The organism is Ornithinibacillus halophilus, from assembly GCF_900129485.1.
Classification (GTDB): Bacteria; Bacillota; Bacilli; order Bacillales; family Amphibacillaceae; genus Ornithinibacillus; species Ornithinibacillus halophilus.
The window spans coordinates 63,671-90,660 of the sequence record NZ_FQVW01000002.1; the positions used below are offsets into that span (position 1 = coordinate 63,671).

At 34.9% G+C, this 26,990-nt stretch carries 28 protein-coding genes, 1 other RNA gene and 1 other annotated feature; of the genes, 19 read left to right on the top strand and 10 right to left on the bottom strand.

Annotated features, from left to right (window positions below):
* The first annotated feature begins 62 nt into the window (after positions 1 to 62).
* A non-coding RNA gene (ssrS, locus tag BUB12_RS02820) (6S RNA) lies at positions 63 to 249 on the top strand.
* A gap of 161 nt (positions 250 to 410) precedes the next feature.
* Positions 411 to 959, top strand: coding sequence for a DinB family protein (locus BUB12_RS02825; protein WP_072887799.1), 549 nt, complete (start codon positions 411 to 413; stop codon positions 957 to 959).
* A 42-nt stretch (positions 960 to 1,001) separates the two neighbouring features.
* Here BUB12_RS02825 and BUB12_RS02830 read toward each other — a convergent pair whose 3' ends face one another.
* Both BUB12_RS02830 and BUB12_RS02835 read right to left on the bottom strand, forming a co-directional pair.
* Positions 1,002 to 1,649 carry an RsfA family transcriptional regulator gene (locus BUB12_RS02830; RefSeq protein WP_072887800.1) on the bottom strand — a complete coding sequence of 216 codons (648 nt, stop codon included), beginning with the start codon at positions 1,647 to 1,649 and terminating at the stop codon, positions 1,002 to 1,004.
* Positions 1,650 to 1,789: 140 nt separating this feature from the next.
* Positions 1,790 to 3,073 (bottom strand): replication-associated recombination protein A, encoded by a 1,284-nt coding sequence (locus tag BUB12_RS02835; RefSeq protein ID WP_072887802.1) that lies wholly within the window; start codon positions 3,071 to 3,073, stop codon positions 1,790 to 1,792.
* A 277-nt stretch (positions 3,074 to 3,350) separates the two neighbouring features.
* On the opposite strand from BUB12_RS02835, the gene cymR reads away from it, so the two are divergent.
* From cymR to mtnN, 17 genes are all read left to right on the top strand, one after another.
* The gene (gene cymR / locus BUB12_RS02840) at positions 3,351 to 3,770 is read left to right on the top strand and encodes a cysteine metabolism transcriptional regulator CymR (protein WP_072887804.1); all 420 of its coding nucleotides are present in this window, start codon (positions 3,351 to 3,353) and stop codon (positions 3,768 to 3,770) included.
* 43 nt (positions 3,771 to 3,813) lie between these two features.
* Positions 3,814 to 4,959, top strand: a complete 1,146-nt coding sequence (locus BUB12_RS02845; protein ID WP_072887806.1) for a cysteine desulfurase family protein — start codon at positions 3,814 to 3,816, stop codon at positions 4,957 to 4,959.
* Positions 4,960 to 4,971: 12 nt separating this feature from the next.
* Positions 4,972 to 6,084 carry a tRNA 2-thiouridine(34) synthase MnmA gene (gene mnmA / locus BUB12_RS02850; RefSeq protein ID WP_072887807.1) on the top strand — a complete coding sequence of 371 codons (1,113 nt, stop codon included), beginning with the start codon at positions 4,972 to 4,974 and terminating at the stop codon, positions 6,082 to 6,084.
* Positions 6,085 to 6,581: 497 nt separating this feature from the next.
* Positions 6,582 to 7,250: a tetratricopeptide repeat protein gene (locus tag BUB12_RS02855; protein ID WP_072887809.1), complete on the top strand. Its 669-nt coding sequence runs from the start codon at positions 6,582 to 6,584 to the stop codon at positions 7,248 to 7,250.
* 18 nt (positions 7,251 to 7,268) lie between these two features.
* Positions 7,269 to 9,596: an SF1B family DNA helicase RecD2 gene (recD2, locus tag BUB12_RS02860; protein ID WP_072887811.1), complete on the top strand. Its 2,328-nt coding sequence runs from the start codon at positions 7,269 to 7,271 to the stop codon at positions 9,594 to 9,596.
* 78 nt (positions 9,597 to 9,674) lie between these two features.
* Positions 9,675 to 9,866: a hypothetical protein gene (locus BUB12_RS02865; RefSeq protein ID WP_072887963.1), complete on the top strand. Its 192-nt coding sequence runs from the start codon at positions 9,675 to 9,677 to the stop codon at positions 9,864 to 9,866.
* A gap of 48 nt (positions 9,867 to 9,914) precedes the next feature.
* Complete coding sequence (locus BUB12_RS02870; protein ID WP_072887812.1) at positions 9,915 to 10,982, top strand: AI-2E family transporter; 1,068 nt, start codon at positions 9,915 to 9,917, stop codon at positions 10,980 to 10,982.
* Positions 10,983 to 11,021: 39 nt separating this feature from the next.
* Positions 11,022 to 11,231, top strand: a binding site (T-box leader).
* 75 nt (positions 11,232 to 11,306) lie between these two features.
* Entirely contained in the window at positions 11,307 to 13,946 is a 2,640-nt protein-coding gene (gene alaS / locus BUB12_RS02875) for an alanine--tRNA ligase (RefSeq protein WP_072887814.1), read from the top strand.
* Positions 13,947 to 14,096: 150 nt separating this feature from the next.
* The gene (locus BUB12_RS02880) at positions 14,097 to 14,363 is read left to right on the top strand and encodes an IreB family regulatory phosphoprotein (RefSeq protein WP_072887816.1); all 267 of its coding nucleotides are present in this window, start codon (positions 14,097 to 14,099) and stop codon (positions 14,361 to 14,363) included.
* Positions 14,364 to 14,367: 4 nt separating this feature from the next.
* Positions 14,368 to 14,784, top strand: coding sequence for a Holliday junction resolvase RuvX (gene ruvX / locus BUB12_RS02885; protein WP_072887818.1), 417 nt, complete (start codon positions 14,368 to 14,370; stop codon positions 14,782 to 14,784).
* Positions 14,785 to 14,798: 14 nt separating this feature from the next.
* A complete protein-coding gene (locus BUB12_RS02890) occupies positions 14,799 to 15,089 on the top strand; it encodes a DUF1292 domain-containing protein (RefSeq protein ID WP_072887820.1) in 291 nt (96 codons plus the stop codon).
* Positions 15,090 to 15,279: 190 nt separating this feature from the next.
* Positions 15,280 to 16,386 carry an endolytic transglycosylase MltG gene (gene mltG / locus BUB12_RS02895; RefSeq protein ID WP_072887822.1) on the top strand — a complete coding sequence of 369 codons (1,107 nt, stop codon included), beginning with the start codon at positions 15,280 to 15,282 and terminating at the stop codon, positions 16,384 to 16,386.
* Between the two features lie 108 nt (positions 16,387 to 16,494).
* Complete coding sequence (locus BUB12_RS02900) at positions 16,495 to 17,133, top strand: O-methyltransferase (protein WP_072887965.1); 639 nt, start codon at positions 16,495 to 16,497, stop codon at positions 17,131 to 17,133.
* A 23-nt stretch (positions 17,134 to 17,156) separates the two neighbouring features.
* The gene (gene udk / locus BUB12_RS02905) at positions 17,157 to 17,798 is read left to right on the top strand and encodes a uridine kinase (protein WP_072887824.1); all 642 of its coding nucleotides are present in this window, start codon (positions 17,157 to 17,159) and stop codon (positions 17,796 to 17,798) included.
* Between the two features lie 177 nt (positions 17,799 to 17,975).
* Complete coding sequence (gene greA / locus BUB12_RS02910; protein ID WP_072887826.1) at positions 17,976 to 18,452, top strand: transcription elongation factor GreA; 477 nt, start codon at positions 17,976 to 17,978, stop codon at positions 18,450 to 18,452.
* Between the two features lie 187 nt (positions 18,453 to 18,639).
* On the top strand, positions 18,640 to 19,410 hold the full coding sequence (locus BUB12_RS02915; protein WP_072887828.1) for a YrrS family protein: 771 nt from the start codon (positions 18,640 to 18,642) through the stop codon (positions 19,408 to 19,410).
* Positions 19,411 to 19,451: 41 nt separating this feature from the next.
* Positions 19,452 to 20,144, top strand: coding sequence for a 5'-methylthioadenosine/S-adenosylhomocysteine nucleosidase (gene mtnN, locus BUB12_RS02920; protein WP_072887830.1), 693 nt, complete (start codon positions 19,452 to 19,454; stop codon positions 20,142 to 20,144).
* An 81-nt stretch (positions 20,145 to 20,225) separates the two neighbouring features.
* On the opposite strand, the gene sigK is transcribed toward mtnN, so the two are convergent.
* The 8 genes from sigK to sda all read right to left on the bottom strand — a co-directional run bounded on the left by sigK (position 20,226) and on the right by sda (position 26,909).
* The gene (gene sigK / locus BUB12_RS02925; RefSeq protein ID WP_072887832.1) at positions 20,226 to 20,936 is read right to left on the bottom strand and encodes an RNA polymerase sporulation sigma factor SigK; all 711 of its coding nucleotides are present in this window, start codon (positions 20,934 to 20,936) and stop codon (positions 20,226 to 20,228) included.
* A gap of 199 nt (positions 20,937 to 21,135) precedes the next feature.
* Positions 21,136 to 21,510: a monovalent cation/H(+) antiporter subunit G gene (gene mnhG / locus BUB12_RS02930; RefSeq protein WP_072887833.1), complete on the bottom strand. Its 375-nt coding sequence runs from the start codon at positions 21,508 to 21,510 to the stop codon at positions 21,136 to 21,138.
* Positions 21,491 to 21,805, bottom strand: a complete 315-nt coding sequence (locus tag BUB12_RS02935) for a Na(+)/H(+) antiporter subunit F1 (protein ID WP_072887835.1) — start codon at positions 21,803 to 21,805, stop codon at positions 21,491 to 21,493. The genes mnhG and BUB12_RS02935 overlap by 20 nt, the downstream gene beginning before the upstream one ends.
* The gene (locus BUB12_RS02940; protein ID WP_072887837.1) at positions 21,802 to 22,278 is read right to left on the bottom strand and encodes a Na+/H+ antiporter subunit E; all 477 of its coding nucleotides are present in this window, start codon (positions 22,276 to 22,278) and stop codon (positions 21,802 to 21,804) included. Before BUB12_RS02940 ends, BUB12_RS02935 begins: the two co-directional genes overlap by 4 nt.
* A gap of 6 nt (positions 22,279 to 22,284) precedes the next feature.
* Entirely contained in the window at positions 22,285 to 23,766 is a 1,482-nt protein-coding gene (locus BUB12_RS02945; protein WP_072887839.1) for a Na+/H+ antiporter subunit D, read from the bottom strand.
* Positions 23,759 to 24,097 carry a Na(+)/H(+) antiporter subunit C gene (locus BUB12_RS02950; protein WP_072887841.1) on the bottom strand — a complete coding sequence of 113 codons (339 nt, stop codon included), beginning with the start codon at positions 24,095 to 24,097 and terminating at the stop codon, positions 23,759 to 23,761. Before BUB12_RS02950 ends, BUB12_RS02945 begins: the two co-directional genes overlap by 8 nt.
* Positions 24,098 to 26,431, bottom strand: coding sequence for a Na+/H+ antiporter subunit A (locus tag BUB12_RS02955; protein WP_072887843.1), 2,334 nt, complete (start codon positions 26,429 to 26,431; stop codon positions 24,098 to 24,100).
* Between the two features lie 337 nt (positions 26,432 to 26,768).
* Positions 26,769 to 26,909, bottom strand: a complete 141-nt coding sequence (sda, locus tag BUB12_RS02960) for a sporulation histidine kinase inhibitor Sda (protein ID WP_072887845.1) — start codon at positions 26,907 to 26,909, stop codon at positions 26,769 to 26,771.
* Between the last annotated feature and the right edge of the window lie 81 nt (positions 26,910 to 26,990).

Consider the following 26,990-nt stretch of genomic DNA (forward strand, 5'->3'; position numbering starts at 1 on the left):
TATTGAAACAGTAAATTTCTTATGTTAATATTAATTTACAAACAAATTATTAACTAAAGGCATTGATCCTGATGTGTTTGTCTATATAGAACGTTTTGACCGAACATTAACATAATTGGGAGCTTGAGAGTTTTTATATTGCGTACGCGCCTCCATTGTCAGAGGAAGTACAATAAATATAAAACAAAGCACCCACCTGCCTTGAGCGGGATCAAAACTAATCAAATAGACGGCAACATTGGGATTGATGCATACATAATTAAGAGACTAGCACAAAAGTATTATAGATACATCAAAATCCGAACAAGAGAATTGTTCGGATTTTTGAATTTGTGTACCGTGAAATCTACCGCTACGGAAAATACACTTCGCTAGTTTTTTTGCATCAATATCAATTAGGAGATGTTTTAGTGGGAGTATCTAACAATTTTGAAGATTATTTTGACAGGATACAGGAACAAAGGAAAAGTTTTTATCAAGAAATGGATAGTAATGTTGAAGATGTTTGGGAGAGGCCTTATCCAAATAAATGGTCTGTCGCAGAAACGGTATATCACTTATATTTACTATTAAGGTTATTTAGAAGGTTTTCGGTTATCTATATGCCGATTATGTACCCTCTTGCTGTTTTGCGAAAGAATAAACCTTATCCAACCGACATGAACAACATCTATATTGAATACCACCAAAAGAAGAAAAAACCAATGAATGCTCCACTCTTATTGAATCCACCAAAGAACTTACCACGGAAAAAGAACTATGACGAAATTAAAAAGTTGCTAGAAAGGGAGACGAATCTATTAAAGGCAAACGTTTTGCCAATGGATGAGAGGATTGCTGGGCAAATATATTATCCAGATCCAGTTGCACATCATCCCAATTTACCGCAATCAATTCAATTAATAGGGATTCACGAACAACATCATTTTAACTTGACGAAAGACTATTATCTTAGTTGAGACAATAATAAAACTCCCTCACAATGGTGAGAGAGTAAGGTTTTAATTGGAACCTTGTGCAATTTGTTCGAGGTTTCCATTTTTATCCATTCGAAAGGCTGGTGCTTTCATAGATCCTTGGTCATCAAGCACAGTCATCTTTCTAGCACGGTCCATAATTTGAACAAATACTTGATAATCTTCTTGAATTGTATTTAGCTGATTTTCTGTTTCAGCAAGCTGTCTTTCAAGATTATTAATCTTTTCTTTTAACATTTCGTTTTCTTTTTGGGTTTGGTCTAATGTGACTTTTGATTGATTGGAAGCATAATAGTCTTTTTTCATTTCCTTTAAAAAGTGAATGACAGAATCAATAGAAATAGTAGAACTACTATGTTCCTCCGTACTTGTTTCAGTATCATAGTTTTGTGCAAGTGTAACAACAGGTTGTTTCCGTTTTGTTCGATTGCGTTCTAAAGCGCGTTTCTTTTCTTTGCGTTGTCTTTTCGCCAGGTCAATAGCATCATCATATTTCTGCCTAATTTCAGCATTCCATCTGAACCCACATGCAGCCGAAGTGCGGTTTAATTTATCTCCAACTTCTTCAAATGCGTTTAATTGGGTACTACCTTCTCTAATATGGCGTAAAACAGTTTCTGCTAAAAGTAGGTCATCTTCATGTGACCAAGCATCTTGTCTAACTTTAACCATTTGTTTCATCTCCTTTTCCAAGACACATGTAGTATTCATAAAACTAGATTTTGTTAACTACTAAATTCTTGTATTAGTAATTTTGTTTATAGAGTTTGCTTTTCTCTAGTTTTACCGTTTGGAAAAGGATTTATACGTACCTAATTATGTTTCTTTTTATCAGATTGGATTCTTTCATAAACTTGTTTAATAGCTTGTTCAAATTTACCAGTGTTTTTTGGAACATAATATTGTCTTGATTTGATCGAATCTGGTAGATATTGTTGACTTACCCAACCGTTCTCGTAGTTGTGGGGGTATTTGTAGTCTACGCCGCGACCTAGATTCTTAGCACCTTGATAATGGGAATCCTTTAAATGACTAGGAATTTCTCCACTTTTTCCACTTCTTATATCTGCAAGGGCTGCGTCCAATGCCTTGTATGCTGTGTTTGACTTAGGTGAAAGGCAAAGTTCGATAATGGCAACAGATAGAGGAATTCGTGCTTCTGGAAAACCAATTCGTTCAGCAGCTTCCACTGCTGCAAGTGTTCTAGGTCCAGCTTGTGGATTAGCTAATCCAATATCTTCATAAGCAATGACAACCATTCTTCTAGCAATACTATCAAGGTCACCAGCTTCAATTAATCTACCTAAATAGTGGAGTGCGGCATCTACATCACTACCACGTATCGATTTTTGAAACGCGCTAAGCACATCATAATGAGCGTCGCCGCCTTTATCATGTGAGAAACTCTTCTTCTGCATACATTCTTCAGCTGTAGACAGTTCAATGATGACTTGATTTTCACTATTTTTTGGAGTAGAAGAAACAGCTAATTCCAGACCATTTAATGCAGAACGTAAATCTCCGTTTGCACTAATTGCAAAATGCTCTAAAGCCTTGTCCGATATCGTAATATCCAACTCTCCATACCCATTTATAGGATCATCAATGGCTCTGATCAATGCTGTTTTTATATGTTTTTCTGTTAAGCCATGTAATTCAAATAAATGACATCTGCTTCGAATCGCAGGGTTAATCGCATGATAGGGATTACTAGTTGTACACCCTATTAATGTAATTAGATTGCTCTCTAAGTGTGGTAATAAAAAGTCTTGCTTTGCTTTATCAAGTCGATGGACTTCATCTAATATTAATACAAGATGTCCGGTCATTTTTGCTTCTTCAACCACAATCTCCATATCTTTTTTCTTGTCTACAACGGCATTTAATATTTTGACAGGTAAGTCTAAGCTCTTCGCTAGAGCAAATGCTGTCGACGTTTTTCCAGTTCCTGGTGGCCCAAATAAAATCATAGAAGCTAATTGTTCCGCTTTTACCATTCGATTCAATATTTTGCCATCACCTACTAAATGGTCCTGCCCAATGATGTCATTGATATGTGCAGGTCGCATTCGAAATGCAAGTGGTTTTCTATTCATAATAACTCGTCCTTTACTATATTGTAGAAACTATTTCTATTTATGATGATTCCATGTAATGAAGACTAAAGACTAAACAAAGTCAACTTTATTAATAGATTATTAATTTAAGGGTATAGTGAGGTTCGATAAAATGCAAGAGAGACACAGTTCATGCTATAATCATTTAATGTTATAATAATATAAAAAGCGGAGAGCGTCCGCTATGCTACGTTCGGAGCTAGATAGCTCTGAAATATATGAATATAAATGGACTGGAAAATAGAGGTGTATTAACGTGAAGATTTCTACCAAAGGCCGTTACGGCTTGACCATTATGATAGAACTAGCTAGAAATTATGGGGAAGGACCCACGCCGTTAAAGGTCATTGCTCGTGACAACAACTTATCAGAGCATTATTTAGAACAACTAGCTTCTCCGTTACGTAATGCGGGGTTAATTAAAAGTGTAAGAGGGGCCTATGGTGGATATGTTTTACCAAGGGAGCCAAAAGAAATTAAAGCTGGTGATATTATTAGAGTACTAGAAGGACCTATCACTCCCGTTGAAGGTATAGAAGATGAGGAACCTGCTAAACAAGCATTATGGTTAAGAATACGAGATGCTGTAAAAGATGTCCTTGATACAACGACGTTAGAGGACTTAATTCAGCACGACCAAGATGATTCAAATGATGCTTACATGTTTTATATATAAGGAAACTGCTTAAACTAGGATTAAAAGGAAGGAAAAGATAGTTATGGATCATATATACATGGATCACGCTGCAACAACTCCTATGGATAAGCGAGTGATTGAAACGATGGTACCAATCTATGAGGAAGTTTTTGGTAATCCATCCAGCGTGCATTCTTTCGGACGGAAAGCTAGAAGATATTTAGATGAAGCTAGACGTACATTAGCACGTAGCATTCATGCAGATGAAAAGGAAATTATTTTTACGAGTGGCGGAACGGAAGCGGATAATTTGGCATTAGTCGGAACGGTTCAGGCTAATCGACATCGAGGAAATCATATTATAACAACGGAACAAGAACATCATGCAGTACTTCATACAGTTGAATACCTTGAAAAAGAAGGTTTCGAGGTTACCTATTTACCAGTAGGAGAAAATGGACAGATTCGTGTAGAAGATGTAAAAAATGCCTTGACCGACCAAACAATCTTAGTTTCGATTATGTTTGTTAATAACGAGACAGGAGTTATTCAACCTATTAAAGAAATAGGAGAATTACTGAAAGAGCATCAAGCGTATTTCCACACGGATGCTGTTCAGGCATACGGGCTATTGGATATCCAAGTGGAAGATTTAGGAGTAGACTTATTAACTGTCTCCTCTCATAAAATTAACGGTCCAAAAGGAATTGGTTTTCTTTATGCAAAAGAGGATGTAAAATTAAATGCATTACAATTCGGTGGGGAACAAGAGCGAAAACGACGTCCTGGTACGGAGAATGTCGTAGGAGCTGTTGGGTTCCAAAAAGCTGTGGAACTTGCCATGGAGAACCGAGAAGAACGCAAGGAAATTTACAATAACTATAAAGAAACATTTTTACAAGAATTAGCTAAACATGGTATTGATTTTGCAATAAACGGTGATAAGAAGCTAACGATAGAATCAATCGTTAATATTAGTTTCCCTGGTACAAATGTGGAGCAATTATTAACCAACTTTGATTTGTCAGGAATTGCTGCATCAAGTGGAAGTGCATGTACAGCTGGGTCTGTAGAACCTTCCCATGTTTTATCCGCAATCTATGGGAAAGACCACGCATGTACCACTAATTCGATTCGGTTTAGCTTTGGATTATTTAATACGACAGAAAATGTGATAGAGGCTGCTGAACGTGTGGCATCGATTGTAAAACGGTTGACGAAAAAATAGGTGGTGTTTTAAATGAAGGATAATAAAGATATACGTGTAGTAGTAGGAATGAGCGGTGGTGTAGACTCCTCTGTTGCTGCACTTTTATTAAAAGAGCAAGGGTATGATGTGGTAGGCATATTTATGAAAAACTGGGATGACACAGATGAATTTGGCGTATGTACAGCAACAGAAGACTATGATGACGTAGTTCGTGTATGTAACCAACTAGATATCCCATACTATGCTGTAAATTTTGAGAAGGAATATTGGGATAAAGTTTTCTCGTATTTTCTAGATGAATATAAGGCAGGAAGAACACCAAACCCTGATGTTATGTGTAATAAAGAAATTAAGTTTAAAGCCTTTTTAGATCATGCCTTATCATTAGGTGCTGATTATCTAGCAACAGGGCATTATGCACAAGTTAGAACTACAGATGGTCGTGTGGAAATGCTACGAGGTGTTGATGATAATAAAGATCAAACCTATTTCTTAAATCAATTATCAGAAGATGTTCTTTCAAAAGTAATGTTTCCATTAGGTCATATGCCAAAGTCTAAAGTACGTGAAATTGCGAAAGAAGCAGGGTTAGTTACTGCAACGAAAAAGGATAGTACTGGCATTTGCTTTATTGGAGAACGTAATTTCAAAGAGTTTTTAAGTGAGTACTTACCGGCTCAACCTGGAGAAATGCAAACCCTTGATGGGGTAGTAAAAGGGCGTCATGATGGATTAATGTACTACACGATTGGCCAACGGCAAGGTTTAGGTATCGGTGGTGCAGGTGATCCTTGGTTTGTAGTTGGAAAAAATCTAGAAGAAAATATTCTCTATGTTGAGCAAGGATATCATCATGAAAAATTATATTCTGATGCATTAATAGCAACGGATGTTAATTGGATTCAGGAAGATAAAGTAGAAAAGACTTTTGAATGTACGGCTAAATTCCGTTATCGTCAGCAAGATAGTGGAGTGATTGTTACTCGTTTAGAGGATGGAAAAGTAAAAGTTACATTTAAAGAGAGACAACGTGCTATAACTCCTGGGCAAGCTGTCGTATTTTACGATGGTGACGTATGCTTAGGTGGGGGCACTATTGATGAAATTATTAAAGATGACATTACACTTGATTATGTAGGATAATCACGAAAGGATCACGCTTCTCTAGCATCTAAGATAATCGTGGTCCTTTTGTTTTTTCTCACTAACAGTTAATGTTTCTTTTACAACCTGACCGTTATTAATAAGAGGGTTGATTGAAGCGGAGGGCAGTCGACTCCTTGAAAATGCATTTCCATTTGCATTTTCTGCGTGCGATGCTCCTCTGACGTATCCTTCCTTGTCCTGCGGGAACAGCACGTGTCCGAAGACCCTAAAAGATGTACCTGCGTCTACTAGAAAGTCTAAGAAGTCAATTCCTCGGTACAAGGCAGCAAAGAAGTTTATTCAAGTAGTCGCCTGGCTGAGGCCGTGCCCGCGGCAAAGAAGACACTGTGAAATCGACCGAAGGAAGATTGAACAGATGTCGCCCTTGTGCTGGAAGTGAAAGCGACTGCTCGCAGCGTAAATCAACATAGCAGTTACCACGATAATTATTTCATTTTATGTCAACTACTAACTAGACACAAAGGAGTTTCAAGATGGATAAAAATGCAAAAGCAATTCAGTTAATGCAAGAAAATAATCTGGAAGAGGCAGCAAAGTTATTCGATGAGATCATTCAAGAAAATCCAAAAGACCCAGTAGGATATATCAATTTTGGAAATCTATTAATACATATAAATGATTTTGAGCATGCAAAAGGTTTCTTTGATAAAGCAATTGAATTAGATGAAAAGTCTGCAACGGCATATTATGGGCTAGGAAACATGTATTTTGAACAAGAAGATTTTCAGAATGCCCAAAAGAATTTTCAACAAGCAATTGATTTCGGTTTAGAAGAGGCAGATGTTTACTTTATGCTAGGTATGACATTCCAAAATCAAGACCATCATAAATTAGCTTTACCCTATTTACTAAGAGCTACTGAATTAAATGATACTGATACAGATATTCTTTTCCAATATGGACTTGCTTTGGCACAAAGTAATCTAATTGATGAAGCAAAAACAACATTTGAAAACGTATTAAAGATGGATGAAGAACATAGTGATGCCCATTATAACCTTGGGATTATTTCACTTTACTATGATGATGCTCAAGGAGCGTTACATCATTTTGACAGAGCATTACAGATTCAACCGGATCATGTATTGGCAGCTAACGGTAAAGGAAAAGTAGAAGAACTTTTAAATCAAAAAGAAAACTAATATTGTGGGGTTGTTCAAATGACTGATAGGCAATCTGAGGAAATGGAATACTTTAAAGGAGAACTTTTATATACGATTTTTCAAAATCAAGTAGAAGGATTCTCTATTGTAAAAATAAAAGTATCTGAAACAAATACAGATTATGAGGAAAAAGAAATTGTTGTGAAAGGTCATTTTTCAACCTTACAAGAAAAAACAACGTATTTCTTCTATGGACAGTTTGAAAAACACCCTAAATTTGGTACGCAATTTAATGTTTCTTCTTATAAAACGTATATTCCAGATACAAAAGATGGATTAGTTGCCTATCTATCAAGTGATCTATTTTATGGTATTGGAGAAAAAACAGCTACAAGGGTTGTCAATCACCTTGGAGAGTCTGCTATCTCAAAAATATTAAATAATCCAGATGTTTTGTCAGAAGTGCCTGGGCTTAAAAAAGAGACAGCCGACAACTTACTCAAAAAATTACAAGAAAACCAAGGATTTGAACAAGTGGTTATCCACCTTGCAAAATATAATATTGGTTTGAAAATGGCACAGAAAATCTATGAAAAATATAAAGAAACGGCTCTTGATGTATTGGAAGAAGATCCATATCGCTATGTATTTGATATTGATGGATTCGGATTTCAAACAGCTGATGAAATTGCCAGAAAAAATGGGCTGTCTTTAAGTCACCCGAACCGTATTGGTGCCGGTTGTATTTATGTGCTACAGAATAGCATCCAGGATGGACATGTGTTTCTGCCTTTAACCGTTTGTGTGCAACAAGTAATCGATTTACTATGGAGTCCAGAACATCACTTATCAGATGAAGAAGTAACGACGATTTTAGAAGAATTGAATACGGAGAAACAAGTTATTCTTAAGGATGGAAATGTTTATCTACCATCACTCTATTATGCAGAAGATGGATTTGCTTCCAATATTAAAAGGCTATTAACCCACCCAGTTGATCATGACATACCATTAGCCGATTTAATGAAAATTATTGGTGACATTGAAGAAGAAGAAACATTAAGCTATGGTAAAGAACAATTTGAAGCGATTGACAATGCATTAAAATCAAAACTAATGATCTTAACAGGTGGTCCGGGGACAGGGAAAACGACCGTAATTAAAGGGATAATAAAAGCCTATTCAACGATCCACAAAGTTTCCGTTAACCCAAATGACTATGAATCTAAGGCAGATTTTCCATTTGTATTAACAGCTCCAACAGGACGAGCAGCTAAACGAATGACAGAATCTACTGGAATTCCAGCAGTAACCATTCACCGTTTGCTAGGGTGGAATGGCAGTGAAGGGTTCGATAAAGACGAACAGGAACAATTGGATGGACGCTTTTTAATTGTTGATGAGTTTTCAATGGTAGATATTTGGCTTGCTAACAATCTATTTAAAGCTATCCCAGACGATATGCAAGTGTTGTTGGTAGGTGATGAAGATCAATTGCCATCTGTTGGACCTGGGCAGGTTTTAACAGACTTACTAAATAATGATTTCATACAAACAATCTCATTAAATGAAGTCTATCGCCAAAAAGAAGGCTCAAAGATTATTCAGCTCGCTCATATGATAAAAAATGGCGATTTCCCACCAGATGCATTACAAAATGAAAAGGATTTTAGTTTTATTGATTGCAGGGAGCATCAAGTAATTGATGTGATTACACAAATACTAAATAAAGCAATGGAAAAGGGTATGGATATAAGAGATATCCAAATATTAGCACCGATGTATCGTTCAGAAGCTGGCATCACGATGATTAATAAGGCAATCCAAGATTTAGTCAATCCGAAAAGTCGTAAAAAGAGAGAAGTAAAAACAAAAGACACTACTTTTAGGATTGGAGACAAAGTACTTCAATTAGTAAATCAACCAGAAGATGGTGTATTTAATGGAGATATTGGAGAAGTCGTTGCAATATTTAAAGAAGATGAGAATGTAGAAAATGAGGAACAGCTAGTTGTATCTTTTGATGATAAAGAAGTAGTTTATGAACGTTCTGATTACGTGAATATCATGTTAGCATATTGTATTTCTATTCATAAATCACAGGGAAGTGAATTTCCAATAGTCTTATTACCAATGGTTTCTGGTTATCATCGTATGTTAAGGAAGAATTTAATCTATACTGCAATTACTAGGGGAAAACAATCACTAATTCTATGTGGGGAGAAACAGGCCTTTTTTAAGGGAGTTCAAACATTAGATACAAATAAGCGCTATACATCCTTAAGAGAATCGTTGACCGAACGAATGGGGAATAAGGATGAGAATATAGAAACCGATAAAGTAGAATCAGAGGATGAAGAATTATCTCCATACGATTTTATGTAGTTTAGTAGGTATAAATCTTTAAAAATGGGGCAACGATAACATAATATCTTATCTATTCAAAACAGGAGAGATTTTATGATGATGCGTTGTCCTAACTGTTCTAGTAAAGACATTGGAAAAATAGGCTCACAACAGTTTTATTGCTGGAACTGTTTTGTAGAACTTTCTGTATCAGGGGATGAATTAACGGTACATCAAGTGGAAGCAGATGGTTCTCTTAGCTCGTTGAATGACTTATTTTCCGAAGATGAACGAAAAGTTCAATGGTAAACCTTAGTATAAATGATGCCTAACATTATACTAAGGAGCTGAATAATTATGGTCCCACAAAAAAAGCCATACCAGTTTTTGTACTGGATTATTATTGGTATTTTTGTCTTTCTATTTATTTATTTGTTAGTGAAGTTATACCCGTTTTATCAGGCTTTTTTTTCATTTATTTGGCATTTACTGTTACCGTTTCTTATCGCTGGTCTCATAGCGTACTTGCTATTTCCGATCGTTAATAAAATCCATTCGTACAATATACCAAAAGCATTAGCTATCTTAATTATTTATGTAATTTTCTTTGGGGGAATCGGTTATTTAAGTTACCGTGTTTATCCTATGGTTGTTAATCAATTAAAAGATTTGAATGAGTTTCTACCACAATTCATTGAGAAGTTTGAATCACTAATCTATCAAGTATACGAATCGACGGCATTTTTACCAGAAACGGTACACGATAAATTTGATGATTTTCTAAATCGAATGGAGAATAGAATAACAACCATCTTAGAATCAGCTATTGGTGGTATTACGAAACTATTGGATATGATTATCATTTTAACAGTCATACCTGTGTTAGTTTTCTATTTCTTAAAGGATTTAGAAAAAATTAAAGCATACCTTAAACAATTTATTCCTAAGAAATACCAGGAAAAATCCAGCGAGTTAGTTCATGCAATCGATAAAAGTCTTGGAAACTATATTCGTGGACAGTTATTAGTCTGTCTATTTGTTGGAATAACGTCGTATATTATTTTTTATTTCTTAGGGTTAAATTATGCTCTGATTTTAGCTATAATTATTGGTTTAACTAATATTATTCCGTATTTTGGCCCCATTATTGGTGCGATACCAGCTGTTGGAATAGCTTTAACAGTCTCAGGAAAAATGGTATTATTTGTTTTAATAGCAATTTTTGTGATTCAATTAATAGAAAGTAATTTATTAGCACCTTATATTGTAGGAAAAAGTGTTGCTATTCATCCTATAGCCATTATTTTCGCACTTTTACTAGGTGGGCAAATGAGTGGTGTGATTGGAATGATTCTGGCAGTGCCAATATTAACGATTTTAAATGTGATATTAAACCATAGCCTAATATTGGTAAGAAATCGTTGACAAGTTCTATTATTTTATCTACAATAATCCATTATATATGTAAATACGTTGAAGGTTAAAAGTACATGGCATTCTGCTTATAGAGAGGGATTTTCGTTTGGCTGGAAGAAATTCTAAGTTAGAACCATGGAAAGCTCAACTGGAGTGCGACTAATCCTCGCCGGTGCATACCGTTACCATGCTAAAGTGATGAACAAAAGTTATTTTTGTTTATAATTAGGGTGGTACCGCGATAATCTCGTCCCTGCAATCATGCAGAGAGGGGATTTTTTTATTTTATAAAGTCTATTTAAAATTTGTTTTATAAAAATGGAGGTAGGAAAAATGAGTCAACTAACATCAGCACAAGTAAGACAAATGTTTCTTGATTTCTTTAAAGAAAAAAATCATCGGGTAGAGCCAAGTGCATCACTTGTCCCAAAAGATGATCCAACATTATTATGGATCAATAGTGGTGTTGCTACCCTAAAGAAATACTTCGATGGTCGAGTAATTCCAGAGAATCCTCGACTAGTGAATGCCCAAAAATCGATTCGTACAAATGACATAGAAAATGTAGGATTCACAGCTAGACACCATACATTCTTTGAAATGCTAGGGAACTTTTCAATTGGGGATTATTTCAAGAACGAAGCAATTGACTGGGCATGGGAATTCTTAACTAGTGATAAATGGTTAGGTTTTGACCCTGAGCTACTTTCTGTTACAGTACATCCTGAAGATGATGAAGCATATGATATTTGGCTAAATGATATAAAGTTACCAAAAGAACGAATCATTCGCCTAGAAGAGAATTTCTGGGACATTGGTGAAGGTCCTAGTGGTCCAAATACAGAAATCTTCTATGACCGTGGAGAGAAGTATGGCAATGACCCTAATGATCCAGAACTATATCCTGGTGGGGAGAATGACCGTTATTTAGAAATTTGGAACTTAGTGTTCTCTCAGTTTAATCATAATCCTGATAATACGTACACGCCTTTACCGAAGAAAAATATTGATACAGGGATGGGTCTAGAACGACTAGTATCAGTTATTCAGGATGCCCCTACTAATTTTGAAACGGATTTATTTATGCCAATTATCCGTAAAACAGAAGAACTAGCGAATGTTCCATACGGGAAAGCAAAAGAAAGTGATACAGCATATAAAGTTATCGCTGACCACATTCGTACCGTAAGTTTTGCAATTGGGGACGGAGCATTGCCTTCTAATGAAGGAAGAGGATATGTCTTAAGAAGACTGCTTCGTCGTGCTGTTCGTTTTGCTAAAGAGATTGGTATTGAACGACCTTTCATGTACGAATTAGTAGAAACAGTAGGAAACATTATGAAGGACTTCTACCCACAAGTTATGAATCAGCAAGAATTTATTGCTAATATCATTAAAGTGGAAGAAGAGAGATTCCATGAAACATTAAATGATGGACTTGAAATATTAACAACGATTATTGACAAAGAAAAATCTAGTGGAAGTTCTGTATTTCCTGGAAAAGAAGTTTTTCGATTATATGACACGTATGGATTTCCAAAAGAGTTAACCGAAGAATACGTTGAACAACATGGATTTACCATTGATGAAGCAGGTTTCAATGAAGAAATGGAAAAACAACGAGAACGTGCTAGAAATGCTCGTCAAAAAGTAGATTCCATGCAAGTTCAAGATGATATTTTGAGTAAGGTAGATGTTGAAACTAACTTTATTGGGTACGACCAATTAGAAGTAGAAACATCCATTGTCGCAATCATATCAGGTAAAGAAGTCGTGGACACTGCAAAAGTAGAAGAAGAAATTTTTGTTCTATTGAAAGAGACTCCATTCTATGCGGAGAGTGGTGGACAAGTCGCTGATAAAGGCTGGATTTATACAGAAAATGCTTCATTATATGTAGTAGATGTTCAAAAATCTCCTAAAGGTGACCATATCCATAAAGCAGTTGTAAAAGATGGGGTTGTTAATACAGGGGATACGGTGAAAGCTGTCGTAGAGTCTGAGTTTAGAAACGCTGTTATTAAAAACCATACGGCAACGCATTTACTACATCAGGCATTAAAGGATGTCCTTGGGAGTCATGTTAACCAAGCAGGTTCATTAGTGACACCAGAGCGTTTAAGATTCGACTTTTCACATTTTAATGCCCTAACAACTGAAGAATTACAGCAGATTGAGCAAATTGTTAACGAGAAAATTTGGGAATCCATTACATTGCAAATTGATAATAAAAAAATCGATGAAGCGAAAGCAATGGGAGCAATGGCGTTATTTGGTGAAAAATACGGCGACATTGTAAGGGTCGTACAAATCGGTGATTATAGTGTCGAACTTTGTGGTGGGTGCCACGTATTTAATACATCACAAATAGGATTATTTAAAGTCGTTTCTGAAGGTGGTATTGGTGCAGGTACACGAAGAATTGAAGCTGTCACAAGTAAGCAGGCTTATGATTTTACCAATAATAAAATAGATCTCTTACAAGAAGTAGCTCAATTAGTAAAAACTAGTGAGTCTAATTTACCTGAACGAATTGAAAGCTTATTCCAGGAAATTAGAAGCTTACAAAAAGAAAATGAATCACTAAACGCAAAAATGTCTAACTTAGAAGCAGCATCTATTTTAGATAAAGTAGAAACAGTTCAAGACGTAAAACTACTAGCAGAAAAAGTGAACGTAAAGGATATGAATCAATTACGTAATATGGTTGATGAGCTTAAACAAAAAATTGGCTCAGGAATTATTCTTTTAGCTGCAGAGAATGACCAAAAAGTCCAGTTAGCTGCTGGTGTATCTAAAGATTTAATCGACCGTGGCTTACAGGCAGGTAAGTTGATTAAGCAAGCTGCTCAATTATGTGGTGGCGGTGGAGGAGGCCGTCCTGATATGGCTCAAGCAGGAGGTAAAAACCCTGAGAAAATAGGGGAAGCTCTATCCTATGCGAAACAATATGTAGAAGATAACCTAAATTAATAAACTTTATCTATCATCTAATGATTAAAGTTATTATATAGTCGTAAAACATGTTAGAATAGATATAAGGTATTAATAAAGTTGTTTACGTGACGTACTGTATCAAATTACATTTACAATAGATCCACTTTAATGGAATGAGGTGTCATAATGAGTTCAATTGATAAGACGATGAAATTCAATTTTTCAGAAGAACCATTTGATCAAGATATTAAACAAATCTTAATGACCGTTCACGAGGCATTACAGGAGAAAGGATATAATCCAATCAACCAAATCGTTGGTTATCTCCTATCAGGTGACCCTGCTTATATTCCAAGATATAAAGATGCACGTAACTTAATTCGTAAGGTTGAACGTGATGAGGTTATTGAAGAATTAGTGAAGTACTATCTAGAACAACAGAAAAAGGGATGACTAGATGAAGATAATAGGTTTAGACGTTGGATCTAAAACCATTGGTGTTGCAGTAAGTGATGAACTTGGCTGGACTGCACAAGGGATCACAACTATAAAATGGGACGAAAACGAAATAAACTCTGCTGATGACCAGTTGAAGGAAATTATAGATGAACATCATATTGGGAAGGCTGTTATTGGATTGCCTAAAAATATGAATGGTTCAATTGGAGAACGTGGAGAAATGTCCATAAACTATGCCAAACACATTGAAGAAGTTCTTAACATTCCAACTGTATTATGGGATGAACGTCTGACAACAATGGCTGCTGAAAGAGTATTGCTAGAAGCAGATATGAGTAGAAAGAAGCGAAAAAAAGTCATTGATAAAATGGCAGCAGTAATGATCTTACAAGGCTATCTTGATCAAAAAATATAAAGGGGTGTTTTTACATGGCACTTGAAGAAAAAGAGCGAATCATCATTCCAGATGAAAATGGTGAAGAACATTTATTTGAGGTTTTATTTACATTTGATGTTGATGAAACAAATCAATCGTATATCGCGGTTGTACCTGTTGAACAGAAAGATGACGAAGAAGTAGAAGTATATGCATTTCGTTACGAAGAAAAAGAATCCGATGATAATGACCTATCCTTATTCCCAATCGAATCAGATGAAGAATGGGAAATGGTTGAAGAAATGCTTAATACCATTGCAGATGAAGAAGAATTAAAAGGCTAAATAAATAAAAGAATCTGTGGAGTTGTCCTTGGGGCAGCTCCCTTTTTGTTGCATAACAAATTTATACTGACTCACTATTTACGGATGGGATAAATATCTATTACAGAGAAATACTATAAAATATTGCCTTTGTTCTAGCGTATGTTCCTATTTTTTAGTATAATATACCGGAATGAGAGGGGTATGAGAAATGTCGAAAGATGATTATAAAAAAAATCTACTATCTCGTAATGATGAAGTACGAACGGTACGAAAAATTGTTTCCGTTATAATTTTAATTTTAATAATTCTTATCGTTACTGGTGGCGTAACTGGATATAACTATATAAAATCTGCTTTAGAACCAGTAGATCCTACAAATGATGAAGGTGTAGGAATTGAGATTCCACTAGGCTCTTCAACATCTAGTATTGCAGAAGTTCTAGAGAACAATGAGATCATAAAAGATGCTAGGATTTTTAAATATTACATAAAGTTTAGAAATGAATCTGGTTTTCAAGCAGGGGAATATACATTTACAAAATCCATGACAATCGATGAAATTATAGAATCATTGAAAAATGGAAGAATTATTAAAGAACCTGTATTTCGCATAACGATACCAGAAGGGTTAACCATTGCTGAGATGGCAGAAATATATGCGGAAAAACTACCTTTTACAAAAGATGAATTTCTTGAAAAGGTAAATGACCCTGAATATGTTAAGCTTTTAATTGATAATTATCAATCCATTTTAACGGATGTCGTTTTAGACCCAGAAATAGAAACACCTTTAGAAGGGTATTTATTTGCTGCTACTTATGATTTCTATGTAGAAGACCCATCTATTGAAACGGTTGTTGAGAAAATGTTAGATAAAACAAGAGCCGTAATAGCAGAATACTATGATGCCATCTTAAATAGTGAATTTAATGTGCATGAAACGATTACTTTGGCATCCATTATAGAAAAAGAAGCTGTTACTAAAGACCAAAGAAGACAAATTTCAGGTATATTTTACAATCGATTAGAAGTAGGAATGCCACTTCAAACAGATCCAACAGTGCTGTATGCTCTAGGTGACCATAAGGAGAAGGTATTAAAGGTAGACACTCAGATTGAATCGCCATACAATACGTATTTTGTAAATGCATTGCCAATAGGACCAATATCCAATTTCTCACAAAATGCACTAGATGCAGCGTTATATCCAGCAGAAACTGATTATCTATATTTCTTACACGATAGTACTGGAGATATTTACTATTCTGAGACACTTGAACAACATAATGAATATAAAAGACAGTATATTAATTAATTTAAATAGAAAATGGGAATGTGAGTGTATTGTCACATTTCCCGTTTTTATGAGAGCATGATTTAATAGCTGTGAAGTCAAAATAATGGTAGAGGTAGATACATGATGATAGATAAGCAAGTAAAAACGTATGTAGAATCTCATTTGCCAATTGTTGATAAATGGGTAGTAGAGATGGAAGATCAAGCTAAAAAAGGCCATATACCGATCATGGATCCAATTGGAATGAATTTTTTGCTACAATTAATAAGGTTAAATAAACCACAACAAATACTTGAGATAGGTACAGCAATTGGATATTCTGCCTTACGTATGTTAGAGGCTAACCCAAATGGTCAAATAGTTACGATTGAAAGAGACGATGTACGATACAATCAGGCAATTGAAAATATTAATCGTCAAAAGAAGCATAATAGTATAAAGGTTATTCATGGTGATGCCTTAGAGGAAATAAGTAAATTAAATGAGAACGGAGATCGTTTTGACTGTATTTTTATCGATGCAGCCAAGGGACAATATCAACGGTTCTTCGAATTAGCTTCCCCATTATTGACGAATAATGGGTTTATCGTAACAGATAATGTATTATTTAGAGGGTATGTTGCAGAGGACAACTTCGAACATCCTCGATATAAAAAAATGGTAGAAAAAATTAAAACATTTAATAATTGGCTTCATAACCATCCTGATTATGTGACAACCATTTTTCCAATTGGAGATGGGGTAGCAGTCAGTTACAAGAAGTAGCAGAGAAAGGGGAAACAACTTAGATGAAAGAAAAACCAGTAGTAATCGGAGTGGCAGGAGGAAGCGGGAGTGGCAAAACTTCTGTAACACGTTCCATTAGCCAGCGCTTTTCAGACAAAACCATTTTAGTAATCGAACAAGATTATTATTATAAAGATCAAAGTCACCTACCTTATGAGGAAAGACTAAATACGAACTATGACCACCCTCTAGCTTTTGACAATGATTTATTGATTGAGCACTTGAAGCAGCTGATTGATAGTAAAGGAATAGAAAAACCAGTTTACGATTATAAATTACATACACGCTCCAAAAAAGTCATTCAAGTTGAGCCAAAGGATGTAATAATAGTTGAGGGTATTCTTATTTTAGAAGACCCACGTCTTGTTGATTTAATGGATATTAAAGTATTTGTTGATACAGATGCTGATTTACGAATCATACGTCGTCTGCTTCGTGATATTAAAGAACGTGGGAGAACATTAGACTCTGTAATTGATCAATATTTAAATTCAGTACGACCAATGCATTTACAATTTGTTGAACAAACAAAGCGTTATGCTGATATCATTATTCCTGAAGGTGGACAAAATAAAGTAGCAATTGATATTATGGCGACAAAGATAGAACAAATTTTATCAAAAAATCAGGCAAATAATTCATAAAAACTATTGCCAATTTTAATAAAATCTGCCATATTAATGAATAATATATACTTTAATCGGTACATTCTAAATGTACCATTTAATTGTACTTTTTCAGAAAGTATGCAATAATAATCGTCATACTTAGTATTATGGTTAGCCTTCTCACAAGAGAGTATAAAAAGGAGTGTTTTTTTGATGGCAGTAGAGAAAAATTATTATATGACATTAGAGGGGAAAGAGAAACTAGAAAAGGAACTTCTATTCTTAAAAACGGAAAGAAGACAAGAGGTTGTAGAGCGTATTAAAGTGGCTCGCGACTTTGGAGACCTTTCTGAGAACTCTGAGTATGATGCAGCAAAAGATGAACAAGCTTTTGTTGAATCACGTATTGCTCAAGTTGAAAAAATGATTCGTAATGCTGTTATTATTGAAAATGATAATGATAATCCTGATATAGTTTCCTTAGGGAAGTCAGTTACTTTTAAAGAACTACCTGATGGGGAAGAAGAAACATATACAATTGTGGGTAGTGCTGAAGCAGATCCATTCGAAGGTAAAATATCGAATGATTCTCCAATGGCTAAGAGCTTGTTAGGACACGGTATTGGAGAAGAGTTATCAGTTAATACTCCAGGTGGAGATATCCAAGTAAAAATTTTAAAAGTGGAATAGAAAATAGTAGAGGCATTTCAAGGAATTATCCTATTGAAATGTCTCTTTTAATTCTGCATAAAATAAGTAGTGTTCTATTGATTTTTTTATAGTATATAATGACCATCTATTAAAAAATTGATATATTATATTTGTTAGCATATATTATTTGGTACTATAATAAAGTATACATAGGGAGGGAAGAAGAATGAGTAATTTTGATAGTTATAGTAGAGTTAATAAATTTGAAAAAAGAAGAAAAAATACAAAAGCTATCTCCGCTCTATTAATTATAGGAGGATTGTTAGTTATTGCTTTAGTGGGAATATGGTTGTTCGGAGGAGACGACGATGAGACTGCTGATGGAACAGTTAACACATCAGAAACAAATAATGATAACTCCGATTCTGAAGTTGCAGAAAATGGTAATGATGATGGACAGAATGATGAGGATGACGGGGAAGGTTCCTTTATTGAAACAGAAACGGATGAACAAGATGATGCAGAGTCGGAAACTGAAGACCCTGAAGATTCGAGTACAAATGGAAACTATAATGAAGAACAAGAATTTGAAACAGAGCCAGCAGAAGGTTCTGGAGATGATATTGTAATTGATTCTTTTACAAGTAGTGATTGGAAGCCAATTGGTACGGAACAAGAGGAGCCACACACACTTTTTGGCAATGACTTAGACAGAATAGAAATGGAAAAAGCCATACGAGTAGCAACTCGTTTAGATGAAAATAATATGGTTACGTGGTGGTTGAAAAATAATGGCCCACAAAAAGTGATTGGTACGGTATCAGATCGCGAGGAAACCGTCATTTATCGTGTTTATTTAAGTTGGATTGAAAATCAAGGGTGGCAACCTACCTTAGTAGAAGAACTATCTGAAAATGATGAGAAGTGGCGTTTTGAAAGTCAAGAGGCTCAAGAAAATCAAGAAACGCAAGGTGATCAAAACGAAGATGAACAGTAATTGACCAAGATGGTTGATAAGACAGTAGGAGGAATTACAACATGACTATTGGTATAATAGGAGCAATGGATGAAGAAATAGCGATCTTAAAAGAACATATAACAGATAAAGAAGAAATTGAAATTGCTAATTGCTTGTTTATTAAAGGAAATCTTAAATCAAAAGAAGTAGTATTATTAAAATCTGGTATCGGAAAAGTAAATGCAGCGATGGCTACAACAATTTTACATGAGCGCTTTAAACCGACAAAAATTATTAATACTGGGTCAGCAGGTGGATTTGCACAGGAATTAAATGTAGGGGATGTCGTAGTATCTACAGAAGTTGTTCATCATGATGTGGATGTAACAGCATTTGATTACGCTTACGGACAAGTTCCTGGAATGCCTGCTACATATAAAGCAGATGAGAAGCTAAGAAAACAAGCAATGAGTGCTTTCGAACAAGTAGACATCCAAGGTGCTGAAGGGATGATTGCTACTGGAGATTCATTTATGGACGATGCCGACCGCGTTGCTTTCGTTAAAGAAAAATTTCAAGGTATGATTGCTGGAGAAATGGAAGCAGCTGCTGTTGCACAGGTAAGTTATCAGTATGGAGTACCTTTTGTTGTGATACGTGCCTTATCCGATATCGCTGGAAAGGAATCCTCCGTATCATTTGATGAGTTTTTAGATAAAGCAGCTAAAAATGCTTCAAACATTATCCTACATATAATAGAAAATGTAGAGTAAATAACAAACCTCCCTTCTTCAAAGCAGACCTTGATTAAAGGACTGTGTAGTACGGGAGGTTTTTATTCTTTGTTCTGCTATTTACGACTCATATTTCCTTTCATTGCGAAAATATTCATGGAACACTTTCATTAACGCTCTTTTTTCGATTCGAGATACGTAACTTCTTGATATATTTAGCTTTTTTGCAATCTCTCTTTGGGTCATTTCCTTTTTCCCATTTAAACCATAGCGAAACACAATAACCTCTTTTTCACGTTTATCAAGGATACTAAAGTAATCCTTCATCTTCTCAATTTCCATATTTAATTGTATATATTCAATGACATTTTCATTTTCAGCTTCTAAGATATCAATCAGACTTATTTCATTTCCTTCTTTGTCCTGACCAATTGGATCATGAAGTGAAACGTCCTTTTTTACCTTTTTAAGTGCACGTAAATGCATTAAAATTTCATTTTCAATACAGCGAGCAGCATAAGTGGCTAATTTTGTACCTTTACCGACAGAGAAGCTTTCTATCCCTTTTATTAAACCAATCGTTCCTATAGATATTAAATCCTCCATGTCTTCTCCTGTATTTTCGAACTTTTTTACGATGTGTGCAACTAAACGTAAATTATGCTCGATTAGTTTGTTCCTTGCTGTTTCACTGCCATTTTGCATTTCTTCTATATATTTAGCTTCTTCTTCTGATGATAATGGTTGTGGGAAAGCGTGATTTTTTACATAGGAAACGAAAAATAATGCTTCTTTAATTAGTAATGCTAAGACACTTAGTATTCCGGACAAACAAATACACCTCCTGGAAGTCGGCTGGGCTTTTGCCTATATACTCAACCTATGTGCACTTTGGTGGATTTGTGTCTGTCCAAACTAATTTGTACAGGATTAGTATAAAAATAATACAAAAATCCGAACCTATTCAATTCCACAGTTATCTGGAACATTGAATTAAGTTCGGATTACTTTTATACGTTATGATGATTCGTTATTGTCGATTCTCATACTCTCGTATTGCTTCTTCATAGGCATCTTTTCTTTCTTTTATAACTGGTTTTACACCGACTTTGTGTGCAGCACGTGAAATCATGTGTGCTGAGATTGGGGCAGTCATTAAAATAAATAGTAAAGCCAGCAAGAGTTTTCCACTCAATATAGAATGTTCTAGGTAAAGAAAGATAAATGCTCCAATAAGGATTCCAGCTAGTCCAAGTGTAGATGCTTTCGTTGCTGCATGCAATCTTGTGTATATGTCAGGGAAGCGGATAATACCAACTGAACCTGACAAGATAAAAAAGCTTCCAAAAAGCAATAAAAGGATAATTATAATGTTTAATATAATTTCAATCCATGTCTCGATCAATGATAACACCCTTTTCTAAGTATTTAGCAATTGCCACGGTACCAAGGAATGCAAGTATGGCGATGAGAAGGATGACATCATTTAAGTTTGGAGTAATTAAGTAAATTGCTAATAAGGCAGCTACTCCCATTAAATTGATTCCTATTGTATCAAGTGCTACTGCACGATCAGGGTTAGTTGGTCCTTTCAACATTCGGATTAATAATAGGATGAGTGACAATGATATCGCAATAAAGCTTATGAACAAGGTGATATCAAGTATTGTTTCTGTTACATCCAATAAATTATCTGTCATCGTGTCACCTCCATAATTGCTTTTTCAAATGTATCTTTTATTCCTTTAATAGATTCTTCCACATTTTCTATATGCATGGCATGAATGTATAACTTAGTATTATCATTTGATACAGCAACTGAAAGAGTTCCTGGTGTTAGTGAGATTAATGAAGTTAGCAATGTAATCTCCCAATTTCCTTTTAATTCTGTTGGAAGTTCAAAAATACCAGGTTCAACGTTAAGTTTGGGTGTATAAACCAATTTAACAATATCAAAATTAGATAATATTAATTCTTTAATAAATAATAGGATTAGTTTAATAATCTTAACGACTCGTTTTATGTAGAATGTATCTGGAATGAACCGATTCATTAAAAATAGTAACAGAATACCCCAGAGGTACCCGGCAATAAAACTAGAAACAGAATACGCTTCACTTAAGAACATCCACATAAATGCGATAATTAAATTTATAACGATTTGAAAGGCCATTTTCCATTACTCCTTTAAAACAGATTCTATATAAATTTCTGGATCAAGTAAGTAGGTTGAGATTGATTCAACGGATGGAACAATCCATTCTGCACCTACACCTAAAAAGATGGAAAAGGCTAGTAAATAAACAATTGGACCAATTAAACCTTTAGTCGATTTCTTTTCATATTTACCTGTTTCATCTTTTTCTCCCCAAAAACCACGAATGAATATTTTCATCACAGAGTAAAGAATTAACAAACTTGAAATCAACGCAATTATGGTAATTACAACTTCATATTCAGATAATGTTCCTTGCAATAATAGAAGTTTTCCGATAAACCCACTAAATGGTGGAATCCCGGCTAAAACAAATGCTGCCACAAATAATAGCCATCCTAATCCAGGGTAGTAATGAATTAAGCCGCCCATTTTCCTTAAATCAGATGTACCAGCTACATAAGCTATCACACCGACTATAAGGAATAGAGCTGTTTTAATAATCATGTCATGAACTAAATAATAGACTGAACCACTCATACCATCCTGGTTAAACACTCCTAATCCCATTAATATAAAACCAATGGCAGGAATGATATTGTAGGCGATAATTAGCTTAATATTGTTTGTTGATAATGCACCAATTACTCCAAAGAGCATGGAAAGTCCTGCAATCCATATGAAGGTTTCGTGGGTTAACTCTAGTTTGTGTACGAATATTAAAGAGAACACACGTAGAATCGAGTATATCCCTACTTTTGTCAATAATGCACCAAACAATGCAGAAACGACTGTATTTGGGACAATATAGGATTTAGGCATCCAATAATACAATGGGAATAGTGCTGCCTTCGTTGCAAATACAAAGAATAGCAGGATAGCGACTGTAGTTAGAACGCCATCTTGTCCTTGGATTTGAACACGTTCTGCAATTTGCGCCATATTGACTGTACCAACTGCTCCATAGATAAAAGCAACAGCCGTTACGAATAAAATGGATGAAAATAGGTTAATTAATACATATTTAATCGATTCTCTTAATTGAATTCTCTCTCCACCTAGCACAATTAAGGCATAAGAAGCCATTAATAATACCTCAAAGAAGACAAATAGGTTAAATAAATCCCCAGTTAAAAATGCTCCTGATACCCCTGTTATGAGGAAGAAATAAAAAGCATAGAAATAATGTGTTTCTTGTCTTAACGATAGGGAGTGTGGTGCATAGAATGCACATGCAACAGCAACGATATTAGTTGTTAAAACTAATAACGATGCCAGTGGATCAGCAACTAAGATGATTCCATATGGAGCAACCCATTCCCCAGTTTCTAAAATAATAGAATCCGTTGTAAAGACAATCCATGATAAATAGGCGGCAACACCTAAGTTTAGTATTGAAAATAGTTTTGTTAATGTTCTAGTAACAGCAACCTTTTTATTAAATAGTGCTACAATTACACCTGCTAATAATGGGATGATGATTGGTAAAACTACTAAATTACTCATTTTCAGTACCCCTTAATTCTTCCATATTATCTGTATTGTTCTCTCTGGCTGTTCGATAGGCCAGTACTAGTAACAGACTCGTAATACCGAAACTAATAACAATTGATGTCAAAATCAATGCTTGAGGTAATGGATCGGTATAGTCGGTAACACCATCTGTCAAAATAGGGGGCTGACCACGCTTTAGTTTACCCATGGTCAAGATAAATAAATGTGCCCCGTGTGATAATAGTACCGTTCCGATAACAATCCTCAAGAATTGTTTCTGTAGCAGATTATAAATGCCAGTAGTAATTAAAACCCCAGCTAAGATTGAAATAATTATTTCCATTTATTTTGCCTCCTTATCGTGTCTAAGTTTAATGAGGCTCACAATCGCAAGTGCAGCAATTCCTAAAACTGTAATTTCAAATAACGTATCTAACCCACGCATGTCAACTAAAATGACGTTAACGATATTATGACCGCCACCAAGTTTATACGAAGTTTCGATGAAGTAATTGGAAATAGGTTCAAACCAATCCGTACTATGTGCAGAAATGGCAATAATAGTCATTAATGCTCCGAAACCGATCGAGATAACAGCATTACCAAGTTTCGTACTTGCTTTTTCTGTTCTTTTTCTAAGCTTCGGCAAGTGGTAGAAACATAATAGGAATAATGCTACAGAAACCGTTTCAATCACTAATTGTGTTAATGCTAAGTCAGGTGCTCGATAAATGACAAATAATGTTGCCACTCCATAACCAACAACACCTGTAATTAATATTGCACCCAATTTCGAATTGGTAAAAATAGTTGCAATAGCAGCAATGGTAATTACAAGTACAACTGCAATCTCAATAAATGTTACTTCTGCTAAGTTATCTGTACTAATAGTAAATCCACCAGTAACAACCATAAAGAAGGTAGTTACGACAAGGATAGTCGCTAGAATAATCGTCATATATGTTTTTAAGGATCCAGTCATATAAGAATCTGTAATTTTAGCTGAAACATCATCTAGCTTTTTAATTATATAGTCATACACTTTGTTAAAGCTCAATTTACCTGGGAGAACATGGTAAATATTGCTCCACTTTTGTCTTGTTAAATAGAACACGATTCCAATTCCTACAACTGCTAACGACATAAATAATGGTGTGATAAATCCATGCCAGAATTTAAGTTTCTCTAACTCAACCGTTGAGTTAACTGCTTCAGCAGCATGAATCAAGAAAGTTCCGTTAAATAGGTTAGGGAACAATCCAATTACGATTACACCTAAGACTAAAATAAAAGGTGATACGAGCATTCCAATAGGTGCCTCGTGTGGTTTTGTCTTTAATTTGTCTAGCTTCGCTGGACCTGTGAATACTCCAAAGAATAAATACATGGAGTATACAAATGTAAAGATACTACCAAACACAGCGAGATAAGGTATTGCTTCTACCAAAAATGAAGCAATTGCATTTCCTGTAGATTCTAATTCTAACGTGGAAGCAAAGAAAGCCTCTTTACTATAGAAACCATTCAGGAATGGTAATGGAATACCTGCCATAGAGAAGGTCCCAAATATCGCAAGAATACCTGTCATTGGCATGAAGGTAAACAAACCACCCAGTTTCCGGATATCACGTGTACCAGTTTCATGGTCAATAATCCCGGCAATCATAAATAAACTACCTTTAAACGTTGCATGGTTTAGAATATGGAATACAGCTGCAAATACAGCTGCTCCTGTACCAAAACCTAGCATTGCCATAATCATACCTAGTTGACTAATAGTCGAAAATGCTAATATTCCTTTTAAATCTGTTTGTCTAACAGCCATATAAGAAGCCCAACACAACGTAACAATACCGACGATACTTACGACGATGAAGAACCATTCATAACCTGAAAAGATTGGAGAAAAGCGAGCAATTAAAAATATACCTGCTTTTACCATTGTCGCTGAATGGAGATAAGCACTAACAGGGGTAGGTGCTTCCATTGCATCTGGTAACCATATATGAAACGGGAATTGTGCAGATTTTGTAAATGCACCTAATAAAATAAAGGCCATGATAAGAGGTAAATAATCATTAGCTAAAATGACATCTACTTGAGCAATCATTGCCTGTATGCTCGTAGTACCAGTTATGTTCGATAATAGTACAAGCCCACCTAACATACTTAATCCACCAAAAACAGTAATGAGCATGGACTTTTGAGCTCCATATCTTGAACGTTCACGATAATGCCAATATCCAATTAATAAAAAGGATGAAATAGAAGTTAGCTCCCAAAACGTATACAATACAAATACGTTATCGGATAAGACAACACCTAGCATTGCCGTCATGAACATGAGTAAATAAAGATAGAAATGACCTAATCTCTCAGAAACATGGAGATAGTAAACGGAGTATAGAACTACTAATGATCCAATACCACTAATTAGTAAAACAAAAAGTAAACTCAATCCATCTAAATAAAAATCAAAATTAATACCTAACGATGGAATCCAGTTATACGTTTGCCGAACCGGTTCAAAATCACTTCCAACAAAACGAATAAAATAAAGAAAAATACTAAAAGGTATGAAGAACACGAAAATACCAGTATGTACTTTTTGCTTAAATTTGCTCAAGTATGGAACAATAATAGCAAAAATAAGTGGAATTAATACTGCAATTAACATCGAATGGAAATCCTCCTTAATTCTCTCTAGCTAGTCATATTTTATAGACAAAATGAAAAAATATGTAGTTTATTAAATTATTGCCTTAGGGGTATGTAGGAAAGTGGTATTGATGGATTAAATAAATGTGACTTAATTCCCAATATATATTGTATATGAAAACATTTTTCGTATAAAGGATAAAGTAACTTCCCTCCCCGGGAGTGGCTTTATAAATAAATTACTTTAGTCATTAACTTACCATAATTTGCTCATTTGAAAAACAAAAAACTCCCATCATTTTATAAAATGATAAGAGTATTATTCTTTCTTCCTATTTATATATAACAAATATTTTTTAGCTAGAAAATTTAATAAGATGACTGAGTCCTCTGTTATAAATTTCCTTTTTTATGAGCAACACAAAATCAGGGCTTAGATTTAATTCATTTGCTTTATGATAGGATTCAATCAATAATTCATCGGACAAATGCTCCATAAATGAAGCCCTCCTCAATCTATTAGCAATTTGCTAGAGTTAATTTGTATTAATAACTTATCATGATTCAAATATTGACAC